This window comes from Microcystis sp. M169S2 (assembly GCF_020245865.1).
Classification (GTDB): Bacteria; Cyanobacteriota; Cyanobacteriia; order Cyanobacteriales; family Microcystaceae; genus Microcystis; species Microcystis ichthyoblabe_A.
Genome location: NZ_JADBUB010000147.1, coordinates 1 through 11,658, shown reverse-complemented (window position 1 = coordinate 11,658; position 11,658 = coordinate 1). Strand labels below are relative to the sequence as shown.

Genomic DNA, 11,658 nt, shown 5'->3' with positions numbered 1-11,658 from the left:
TTCAAGACTCGGTTAACAATTTGTAATATTCCTTGTTGACACCCTTACTGACAAAGAAAAAACTGAAATCAAGTCAGGATAAGGGTTGGAGTGCTTACTGCAAAAATTGTTAAGAAAGATCCCTATAAGGGATAGCTTATTAAGGGGGGCAGGGGGGATCGGCAACCCCCTTATTAAGGGGGGACTAAGGGGGGATCGAACCTAAAATCCATTTTTAATTTAATATAACCAGCTACTTAACCTCAGCTAATCCACGGAATTTTCTTTTTGGATTAATACCTCACCAGCGATTAAACGTTGGGCTGCTGACAGTAAAACATCCTCAATCCAGGGCTTGACAAAATAACCTTTTGCTCCTTTAGCAGCAGCGAGATGCTGCATTTTTTGCGTCCCGCCCGAGGTAATCATCGCCACTGGTATCCCCTGAAGTTGTTCATCCTCTTGCAGACGAGAGAGCAATTCTAACCCATTGAGGCGAGGCATTTCGATATTGCAGAGAATCAGATCACAAGCTAATCCGGCCTGTAATTTTTCCCATGCTTCTAAACCGTCCCGGGCCTGTTCAATGCGATAACCAGCTTTAACCAAAGAAATCATTAACATTTCCCGCACTATTAACGAATCATCGACAATCAAGACGAGAGGACTCGATTGTGCCAACAAATTAGCGGGATTACTATCAATAATTGTTGTATCGGAGGATAAAGACTGATTAGAAGTGGCTTTAATACTATTAGCTAGTAACACTTCCCCTGCAATCATTCTTTCAGCTGCCGAGATTAAATCTCTTTCCGTGTAGGGCTTGGTAAAATAACCACTAGCCCCTAATTTCGCCGCCACCTGACGATGACGTTCCGAGCCTCGGGAAGTCAATAAAGCCACGGGAATCGCCGCTAATCGGGGGGATTTTTGCAAATTAGACAGTAATTCCAGGCCATTCATGCGAGGCATCTCGATATCACAGAAAACGATATCACAGGGCAAACCACCGCGTAATTTTTCCCAAGCTTCTTGACCATCCCGGGCCTGTTCCACACGATAACCAGCTTTACTAAAGCTTAAAGAGAGCAATTCCCGAACAGTAATCGAATCATCGACAATCAGAACCATAGCCTCGGATTTTTGGCTAGTTTCCACATCTACAGGCGGTACAGATTGGTGCCAAAGACCACCGTTATCGATACGCAGACGACCCCTGGCGATGTCGATTAACTCTAACACATCGCCGACGGGCATCACCGTACCATCCCCTAAAACCGTCGCCCCAGCAATCCCAGCCGTTTTCGGAATCGGTCCTTCGATCTGTTTGATCACGATCTCCTGTTCCCCAATCACTTGATCCACCTGTACCGCGAGGAGATTATTACCACCGCGCAGGATTACGATCGAAAAAGAGTCTTCCTCCTGTTTGCCGGTGTAAAAACTACCGCGACTAAGTTGCCGATTGTAGGAAAGCAAATCGCTCAGGGGTTGGAAAGGTAGTAAAGTGTTTTGCCAGAAAACGCAGGGCCGTCCCTCCCCATCTATTTGGATATCCCGGGCCCGGAAATCCTTCATATCTTCCACTCCGTCCATAGAGAAACCAATGCGAGCATGATTACTAACACAACAGAGGGCTTTACAGATACTCAGGGTTAGGGGTAAACGGAGGGTAAAAGTGCTTCCTTTGCCCAGTACCGAGTCAATAGTCACAGTCCCGCGCACATCGATTAAACTGATCCGCACCACATCTAAACCCACCCCACGGCCGGAAAAATCATCGGCCTGATCTTTGGTACTAAAACCGGGATGAAAAAGAATTTCATAGACTTCTTGGGTACTGAGGTTTTGAGCTTCCCGATCGCTGATCAGGCCTTTTTCGATCGCCTTAAGTTTAACCAGATTAACATCAATACCAGCCCCATCATCACTAACGGTGATCACGGTTTGATTGCCCTGTAGGAATGCCCGGACCCAGATCGTACCGTGGACAGGTTTGCCTTTGGCCATGCGTTCTTGGGGTGATTCAATGCCGTGGGTGATCGCATTGTTGACCAGATGGATCATGGGACTATTGAGATTTTCGAGGATCATCTGATCGATGAGAACATCCCCCCCTTCCACTTTTAATTTGGCTTGTTTGTGCAGTTTCAGGGAAATATCGTGAATTGCCCGGGGTAGATGATCGGCAGTTTGACTAAAGGGAACCATGCGCGATTTGGTCATCCCTTCCTGTAGTTGAGTGGTAGCCTGTCGCAGACTGCGCGTCACCTGATCGGTTTCATCGACGACAAATTGAATATCAGAGGCCGATTCTCGCACTCGCACGATCAATTCGATCATCTCTTGGGATAATAAGTGGAAATCGGTAAAACGGTCGATCTCTAGGGCATCTAGTTCCCCAGTCATAGTCGAATTGCCCTGATTTTTTCCCTGAACTCCACCGTAACCGATGGCACCACCAGCATTGCGACTAGCCAGTAAAGCCCCTTCTAGGAGGCTTCTTTCATAGAGATCCTGCATCCGACCGCCCACATCGCTGAGATTTTGGACTTGGTTAAGCAAATTATCTAAAAAGAGACGCAGGCGATCCTGTTCCTGTTCAAGGCGATTGCGTTTAACCACCAGTTCCCCGATCAGATTGCTGAGGTTGTCCAATTGTTTGATCGGCACCCGCGTCGTCTGTTCAAAAGCTTTACCAACAAGGGGACGCGGGTTATTTAACCCAACCGGTGGACTGACACTGGGGGCCGGAGTCGCTGCCACCACCTGATTGGTTTCTTCGAGGAGTTTTTCTAAATCCTTGAATTCATCCTCTGGGGAGCTTTCTGGGACAATTTCCAGTGATTCTAACCCTTGGACAGGTTCCGCCGCGGCCAGCGGCTCCCCTGCTGTGGATTCCCAGAGGATGACCTCTAGGGATTCAAAGATGTCCGGCAGTGGCGATTGTTCTGGTGGAGTGGGTTTTTCCAGAAAAGCTTCTAAGTCTTCGAGGCTGTCGTAAAAATTCGGGTTGCTGATGGTTATAATTGCTTCTGAATCCCGGACTGCTGCATTTTCTAGCAGCAGCGATTCCAGATCATCCCAATCTTCTGGTTCTGACTTGGGAGCCGTCCCACGGGTAGAATGAAGATCATTAGTGGCGGCTTCTTCCCAATTGATGCTATCGCCAAAAAGTTCTGCTAATTCCGGTTCTAAGGGCAAGGAAGACAGGGTTTGGTCAAGAGAAGCCCCATACCTCGCCGCTGGCGGGGAAGTCTGCTCAAATAAAAAGCTGAGTTCGTCTAGAGTCTCGTCACCGTCGGTGTCTTTGTCTTCTAAACTCTCTAACAACTGTTCGAGATCTTCGTTAAAGAAATGATCCGAGTCCGGTTTCATCATGATTTGCTTCCTGCCAAGTCTTCCTTTTTGGTCAACCAATACGCTCTCTTTACTTCAGATTACCGAGAATTTTACCCGATAACTCCATCCACTAGGAATTTTTTTATGGCCAATCAAACTCTTGGACTCGATCGACAATTTTATCCCTATTATCAATCTATCTGTCTGCGAGAACCCCCAATTTTAGCTCAATTACGTCAAGAAACTGCCTCTCAACCCCTGGCAGTTATGCAGATTGCCCCCGAACAAGGTCAGTTTATGGCTTTTTTGGTACAGGCGATCGGGGCGAAAAAAACCCTAGAAATAGGGGTTTTTACTGGTTATAGTGCGCTAGTGGTGGCCTTAGCTTTACCCCCAGAAGGCAAGCTGATCGCCTGTGATCTGAGCGAAGAATATACCAGTGTAGCCCGCCGTTATTGGCAGCGGGCCGGTGTCGCTGATAAAATCGATTTAAGAATTGCCCCGGCCCTGGGGACTTTAGACCAATTAATCGCTGGCGGAGAAAGTAATAGTTTTGATTTTGTCTTTATCGATGCCGATAAAAGTAATTATGATCGCTACTACGAACGGGCGTTACAATTGGTCAGAAGCGGCGGAATTATCGCTATCGATAATGTTTTTTGGTCAGGACGGGTAGCGGCGGCCGATAGCACCGATAATCGCACCAAAATTATCCGTTCACTTAATGCCAAAATTCAGCAGGATGAACGGGTCAATATCAGTATTATTCCTATTGGTGATGGTTTGACCCTGGCCATGAAAAAGTGAAGAAGTTAAGGAGATTAGAAAAGCTTTTGCTCTTCACAATCAGGGTCGATTTTTGTTGTCTAAATCTAGTCACCAGTCGGAAACCACCCACAGTAACGCTATATCTCTTAAGACCGTTAACGACAGCACTAAGTTATCAGTTCAACGGAGAGGGTGGGATTTGAACCCACGTTAGGTGTGACCCTAAAGCAGATTTCGAGTCTGCCGCATTCAACCACTCTGCCACCTCTCCACAGGGTTTGAGTCTGGATTATCATTTTAACAGATTACTTGTCCTAGGATTGATTTTTTTTGATAGACCTCTGGCATAATTGATTTTTGAGGGTTTAAAAACGTCAAAAATAAGGATTAAGTGGCATAAAATCGGTAAATAGACCATTTAATTGATTATTATTCATTCCCAATTCTCCTGACTACCGACTACTGACGACCGACCCCTCACCAACCACGACAATTTTTGATTTTTAGCAAGAGGTCCGATGAATCAAGCTCCTTTTCTTCCAGTTAACCATCCCCGGCCTAACTTTCTTGACCGGTTAGGGAGTCTCTGGAAATTTTCTCGTCCCCATACGATTATCGGCACTTCTTTCAGTGTTTTAAGTCTGTATTTAATTGCTTTAGGCAATATTAGCGATTTTTTTAGCCATTGGTCGGTTTTATTGCTCACTTGGGTCGCTTGTCTTGCGGGTAATGTCTATATCGTCGGTTTAAATCAGTTGGAAGACATCGACATCGATAAAATCAATAAACCTCATCTTCCCCTCGCCAAGGGCGAATTTTCTCGGTTGACAGGCGGGTTAATCGTGGGTTTTAGCGGTATTTTAGCAATTATACTAGCTTTTATCGGTGGTTTTTGGCTGTTAATCACCGTGGGGATTAGTTTACTCATCGGTACTGCCTATTCCTTGCCACCAGTGCGTTTAAAACGCTTTCCCCTCTGGGCCGCCTTCTGTATTTTTACCGTCCGGGGTGTCATCGTTAATTTAGGTCTTTTTCGCCACTACAACACAGTTATTAATCAAAATCAGTCTATCTATCCCTCAGTCTGGGTTTTAACAGCTTTTGTTCTTGTTTTCACCGTTGCGATCGCTATTTTCAAGGATGTTCCTGACCTAGAAGGCGATCGCATTTACCAAATTACCACTTTTACCCTGCTTCTCGGCCCAGAAAAAATCTTAACAATTTCCCTCTTGACAATTTCCCTATGTTATGCTGGGATGATTGCCGTCGGTCTCTTGGGGATAAACGGAATTAATTCTTCTCTGGCTATTGTCGCCCATCTGCTCCTACTTCTTCTTCTTTGGTGGCGTAGTCGCGGAGTAAATTTAGAAGATAAAAGCGAAATCAGCCGATTCTACCAATTTATTTGGAAATTATTCTTCCTGGAATACCTTATATTTCCCCTTGCTTGTTTAATATGAAAATATCTCCTTTTTTAGCGGCCATTCCCTTACTTTTGCTAGGTGGTACAAGCGCACCTAGTCAAGAAACCATAGATCCGCAATTATTAACCGGCAACCTTCATTTAACCCTGAAAAATGGCGTTTGGAAACTGTGGCAAGATAAACCCGTTTATCAAAATCTTACCCTAGATTTAAGCTGTGATCGCGCTGTTTGTCAGCCGTCGGTGTGGGGATACGCACCGAAATTCAATAAAGAAGTAGATCACCAAGGTACGGTAAAAGCGATTAAATTAGACAATGCTTGGCGATTACAGGTGAAAATGAACGTTCAAACTCACCCTTGGCAAGCGGAAGTCAGGGAAGCTATCTATAATATCGAAATTGTCCCCCACCAAGACCAACTTATCGGCAGTTATCAAGGCACTTTAGGGGGAAGAAGACTACAAAACAAAGTTAATGGCACAATTTCCCCTTTATGGCCTAATCCTGTCCCTAATCATCAACCCCTACAAGCGAGAGAACATCCCCGTTTAATCTTTCGCAAGTCAGAATTAACTAATCTCAGAGAAAAAGCGAAAACTCCCATCGGTCAAACTATTATCGCTCAATTAAACAACAGTTTACAGGAAAAAATTTATTACGATGGTTATGTTCCTAATGGGGGTTATCATGCCACAGGTCATTGTTTTTTAGCAATTTTAAATCAAGATAAAAAATCAGCAGAAACCGCCTGGGAAATTATCGAAAAAACCCGTAAAAATCCAGGCAAAAGACTCTTAGAACAATCGTCAATTGTCGCCGGAGTCGCTCTCGCCTACGATCTTTGTTATGATCTTTGGGGAGAAAAGCGCCAACGGGAAATTACTCGCTGGTTATCTAGTGAAAGTAAAAAACTTCTCAAAGGTGATTCACCCAAAAATGGATGGAATGGAGACGCATTTAGTAACTGGAATGCGCGGGCCAGAGGTGCGGCAGGATTAGCCAGTTTAGCGATTCTCAAGGAAGATTTACCGCCCGATCCTCTCTATTATCCCTCTGCACAGGTGGAAATGGCGAAACGTCACCTAGAACGCTATTTTACCACAGCTATCGGCGATCGAGGATTTGGCACGGAAGGAGATTTATACACCACCGAACCGATGGTTATCGGTGTTTTTCCTTTTTTGCAAGGGTATCGAAATAGTCTCGGATTAGACTTAGTAACCGGTTCCTCGGCGGCCCAATTGATACCCCATTATTTAACCAGAATTGTCCCTAAAAATGGTCAATTATTGATTCCTGCTTACGGCAGACATCAGACTTTTTTAGGAGTATCTTTATTAACTATCGGATTGGGAATTACCGATAAATCATTGCTACCAGCACTAAAATGGCGATTGCAAGGTCAAGAAAAACAACTTTTTCACCCCCATTATCCTCATATTGCCCCTTTTCTCCTCGCGGGTTATCCATCTAATCTTACTCCCGAAAATCCTGATCGCCAACTTTCCCAGGTTTTAGTTGATCAACAAAAGGGATTTTATGCTTTTCGTAATCGCTGGCAAAATGAAGAGGATTTTGTCGCTAGTATCTATCTCAAACAGCAACCTTTTGTAGGGGGATGGTCTTTTCCCGATGTCGCTAGTGTGAGAATTTGGGGATTAGGAGGACATTGGGCGAGTTTTGAGGGGTCAGAAGGCGACTGGAACTCAGAAAATACGGTTACTTTCCCGAAAACCCCGCCTTGGCGACAGGCAAAACCGATATCTTTTCAATCTAGTCCCGATGGTTCGGGAGTAATTACGTTAAAAACTGATAAAATCATGGTTAAAGGGGCTAATCCACCCTTCGGCTCCCCTCAGGGTGAACCCGCAGGAGTCGCTCTAGTTCGCTCTTTCGCTGTCGATTACAGTCTATCCTCCAGTTCCCCCGGATTATTCGTCTTGATAGATAAATTATTAGGTAAAGTCGATGAACCAGAATTTATTAATAAAACTTGGGTGATGAATACCCAGGGAAATGTCACTCTCGGAAAAAATAGTTTTACTATCACTCAAAATGGGGCAAATATGCAGGGAACTTTTATCACTCCCGTGACTTTAAAAGTCGAGAAAACTAATACAGGTGAGCGCATTTTAGCCACGGGTAGCGAGGAGTTTTTTCTGGTGATGACCGTGCAGAAAGGTCGTCCCCCAGCAGTTAAAATTATCGGTAAGGGATTAGATGCGATCGTGCAAATTGGCTCTCAGGAAATCTCAATTATCGACGGTGCAGTTAGATTAAAAGAGATGAATTTTAAAGAGCCATAAAAATTGGCAATCAACCCCAAAAAAAGTCAATAGTTATCAAGAAATATTTGTTAAGATGATGACTATTTGAGCAATTATTGATGCTATAATCAAGATAGCTGATCAAAATAGCCCCTAAATCTTAGAACTATCTAGAATTACAGCTTTAATTTCCGCCTAACTAAACTATGACTAAATATTATCAAATCACCGTTAACAATCGTCAGACGGGCGAAAAAATTACCACCACCGTTCCCGAGGATAACTATATACTTCACAGTCTGGAAAAACAGGGCTATCAATTACCCTTTTCCTGTCGCAATGGAGCTTGTACCAGCTGCGCGGTCAGGGTATTATCGGGAGATATCCATCAACCAGAAGCGATCGGACTATCGCCGGAATTAAAAGCCAGAGGTTATGCTTTACTTTGTGTCAGTTATGCTCGTGGCGATCTGGAAGTAGCCACCCAGGACGAAGATGAAGTCTATGAACTGCAATTCGGTCGCTTTTTTGCTCGTGGGAAAGTGCGTTTTGGTTTACCCTTAGATGAGGAATAGATTAGGGATTAATCGTGCTAGATACCAGCAGCCAATTAGAAAAATACTTAGACATTGCCAGCGAAGCCGCTCTAGCAGCGGGAACAATTATCCTCGATAATTGGGGCAAAATCGAGACAATAGAAGAAAAAGGGCGATCGGGCGATTTAGTGACAGAAATAGATCGTCGAGCAGAAACAGAAATTCTCAAAATTATTGGCCGTCACTTTCCCAAACACGGGATTTTAGCGGAAGAGTCGGGAAAACTGCCAGGGACCGATAGCGACTATCTCTGGGCGATCGATCCTCTCGACGGAACCACCAACTATGCCCACGGTTATCCCGTATCCGTCGTCTCCATCGGACTACTGATCGCAGGGAAAGCAGCAGTGGGAGTCATCTATAACCCCTTTAGAAAGGAACTATTTCGAGCAGCCCAGGGTTTGGGGGCTACCCTGAACCGTCGTCCCATCCATGTCTCCCGGACCAGTGAACTAGAAAAAAGTTTACTGGTGACGGGTTTTGCCTACGATCGCTGTCAAACCCCCGATAATAATTATGCCGAATTCTGTTATCTCACCCATCTGACCCAAGGGGTACGCCGCAGCGGTTCCGCTGCCAAAGACTTAACCGATGTGGCCTGTGGGCGCTTAGATGGTTATTGGGAACGAGGAATTAATCCCTGGGATCTGGCCGCAGGAGTTATTCTGATCGAAGAAGCTGGGGGTAAAATTACCGCCTACGATGAGAGTCCTTTTTTGATAGAAACGGGGCGAATCCTGGCTACTAACGGACAGATTCACACCCCCTTAAGCCAAGCTCTGCAAAAAGCGGCTTCTTGGAGCTTTCAGTTTTAATTCTTTTAATATTTATTGCGATTATCATTTTGATTAAAGTTAGGATACTCTCTATGATTTTTCCAATTTCCCAGGGATTATTTCAATATGATTTAATCGATCACTTCGCTATTTTAGGAGTCTCGATCGATGCCGAACAGGAGGAGATTCGTGAGCGTTACTTAAAAATCGCCTATAAAATCCATCCTGATACCTGTCGCACTTACACCACCGATGAAAAGAAACGGGCTAATCAGTTACTTTCAAAATTAGTTAACCCCGCCTACGAACATCTGAGCCACGATCTATCTCGCGAAGAATTTCGCCTTGTTTTAGCACAAATGGGCAAGGCAATGGGGAGAGATTTGAGTAAAATCACCATCAGTAGCGAACCAGCCAAAAAACTAGCCCAATCTAGCGCTAACTACGAATTAGCCTATCAAAAAATCCTGCAATCTTTGGCGATCGATCAATATACTGCTCTGGAAAATACCTATCAGAAAATCGCCCAACTCAGTGAACTCAATCTCGTTTATCTGATCTTAACCGAAGGTCGGGGCAACAGGAAAACCACCCCGAAAGTCTTTATCTCCCAGGGCAATACTAACCAGTCCGAGTTAGTGGTCGCGGCTGTCACCACAGCAGCCCAGACTAAAAGCAAGGAATCGCCCCTAGAAGCCTATATTCGCCGCGCCCAAGCCTCTCTTGACGAAAATAACCCCGCCCAAGCTTTGCGAGAATTGCGCGATGCCCTGCGGCAAGAACCGGATAATGGCATCTGTCACGCCCTGATCGGTTTAGCCTACCTGCGACAAAATCAACTGTCCATGGCCCGGGTTCATATCAACCGGGCCTGGAAAACCAGCCCCCAAGATGCGACGGTGATTAAGTGCAAACGGGAACTAGATAAAGTAGTTAATTCTAATATTGAAATGCAAGACCAGAAAGAACAAAAAGATGAAGGAGAGCGCAAGGGCGGTTTTTGGTCTCGATTTGGTGGTAAAAAGAAATAGGACTGACCAGTGCCACCGATTTTGATTAGCAAACTCCCATGATTCATCAACCCCCGGCGGGGACAAGGGATTTATTACCCCTAGAAGTTACCCAAAAAGGCTGGATTAACGATCGCCTTCAGTCTGTCTTTCAGCGTTGGGGCTATCAAAGGATCGTCACCTCCACCATTGAATGGCTCGATACCCTCACCGCAGGCGGTACGATCGATCCCAGCACCGTGATCCAACTGCACGGGGATAGTCAAGGACTATCGGGATTACGCCCTGAATTAACCGCTTCCATTGCGCGTAGTGCCGTCACCCGCATGAGTGGGGAGTCCTATCCCCAACGTCTCTGTTATCGGGCCAACGTTTTTCGTCGCCCTAGCGCCGGTTATCACGGTCGTCAAGTGGAATTCTATCAAGCGGGGGTAGAACTGCTCTTTTCTGGCGGTTTACTAGCTGATGCCGAGATTTTACTGCTCCTGGCCGACTGTTTCGATAGTTTGGCCGTCCCTAACTGGCAGATTATTTTAGGAGAAGCGGGTTTGACTCGTTCGCTACTTTCTCCCTTTCCAGATCCCTTACGCGAACAGGTGAAACGCTGTTTAGCCCTCCTCGACTACGTTAGCCTCGAAAATCTTCCCTATCCTAACGAAATCCTCCGGCAGCAAGCCCGACAATTATTTCATCTGCGCGGTAATCCTGAGGATGTCCTCGCACAAGTGGCCGTATTAGCCCAGGAAGAATCAGCCCAAAAAGCCGTTAATAACCTTAAATCCCTAGTAGAGCTGCTTAATGCCGATCGCTCTGAACCCTTCCCCCTAATTCTCGATTTAAGTCTGATTCAAACCTTTGATTACTACACCGGCATCGTTTTTAAAGCGGTTAGTGATCACCAGCAAAATCTCAGTATTTTAGGCCAGGGCGGACGCTATGATCAATTATTGGGCGTTTTTCATCCCCAAGGGCAATCGGCTCCTGGTATCGGTTTTTCCCTGAATATCGAAGAACTGCACGAAAGTTTATTATCAGGGCAGACTTTACCCACTCAAGCTCCCCCCCTCGACTGGTTGCTTATCCCTTTGGGTAATAACGCCCAGATAGCGACTTTTAGTAAAGCTCGCTCCCTTCGCACCAGTGATCCGAATCTGAGAGTGGCGATCGATTTAGGTGGTCGCAGCGAGGCACAAATTCGCACCTATGCCCGCGATCGAATGATTAAAAATCTCGCCTGGGTGCAGGAAGATGGTTCCGTGATCGAAGAATCTCTCTAAAAGGGGGCAAAAGCAGCGAACATACTACCTTCTGCCCGCTGCTATAGGACTCTATCTAGGGTTTGCGGCAAAAAGTAGGGGCGAAGCATTCGGGCAATAACCTATCGGTGAAACCGTAGATTTTTTATCCGAATGCTTCGCCCCTACAGGACGCGGGCCGATGAAGACGCAAGGTTTTGAAGCACGATTCTCTCAAAATCTTGCACCTGTTTCGCGAGA

The 11,658-nt window shown here is 45.6% G+C and carries 8 protein-coding genes and 1 tRNA gene; 7 read left to right on the top strand and 2 right to left on the bottom strand.

Annotated features, from left to right (window positions below):
- Positions 1-246 precede the first annotated feature (246 nt).
- Positions 247-3,360, bottom strand: coding sequence for a hybrid sensor histidine kinase/response regulator (locus tag IM485_RS15335; RefSeq protein ID WP_287744165.1), 3,114 nt, complete (start codon positions 3,358-3,360; stop codon positions 247-249).
- Positions 3,361-3,465: 105 nt separating this feature from the next.
- On the opposite strand from IM485_RS15335, the gene IM485_RS15330 reads away from it, so the two are divergent.
- Entirely contained in the window at positions 3,466-4,128 is a 663-nt protein-coding gene (locus IM485_RS15330; protein WP_287744162.1) for a class I SAM-dependent methyltransferase, read from the top strand.
- Between the two features lie 145 nt (positions 4,129-4,273).
- Here the strand turns inward: IM485_RS15330 and IM485_RS15325 are convergent.
- Positions 4,274-4,360, bottom strand: a tRNA-Ser gene (locus IM485_RS15325).
- 247 nt (positions 4,361-4,607) lie between these two features.
- On the opposite strand from IM485_RS15325, the gene IM485_RS15320 reads away from it, so the two are divergent.
- From IM485_RS15320 to IM485_RS15295, 6 genes are all read left to right on the top strand, one after another.
- Complete coding sequence (locus tag IM485_RS15320; RefSeq protein ID WP_104395236.1) at positions 4,608-5,549, top strand: homogentisate phytyltransferase; 942 nt, start codon at positions 4,608-4,610, stop codon at positions 5,547-5,549.
- On the top strand, positions 5,546-7,819 hold the full coding sequence (locus IM485_RS15315; protein ID WP_104395237.1) for a hypothetical protein: 2,274 nt from the start codon (positions 5,546-5,548) through the stop codon (positions 7,817-7,819). The genes IM485_RS15320 and IM485_RS15315 overlap by 4 nt, the downstream gene beginning before the upstream one ends.
- Before the next feature lie 167 nt (positions 7,820-7,986).
- A complete protein-coding gene (locus tag IM485_RS15310; RefSeq protein WP_104395238.1) occupies positions 7,987-8,355 on the top strand; it encodes a 2Fe-2S iron-sulfur cluster-binding protein in 369 nt (122 codons plus the stop codon).
- Positions 8,356-8,369: 14 nt separating this feature from the next.
- The gene (locus IM485_RS15305; RefSeq protein WP_104395239.1) at positions 8,370-9,191 is read left to right on the top strand and encodes an inositol monophosphatase family protein; all 822 of its coding nucleotides are present in this window, start codon (positions 8,370-8,372) and stop codon (positions 9,189-9,191) included.
- Positions 9,192-9,244: 53 nt separating this feature from the next.
- Entirely contained in the window at positions 9,245-10,183 is a 939-nt protein-coding gene (locus IM485_RS15300) for a J domain-containing protein (RefSeq protein WP_287744157.1), read from the top strand.
- 38 nt (positions 10,184-10,221) lie between these two features.
- Positions 10,222-11,439, top strand: coding sequence for an ATP phosphoribosyltransferase regulatory subunit (locus IM485_RS15295; RefSeq protein WP_287744154.1), 1,218 nt, complete (start codon positions 10,222-10,224; stop codon positions 11,437-11,439).
- Positions 11,440-11,658 lie beyond the last annotated feature (219 nt).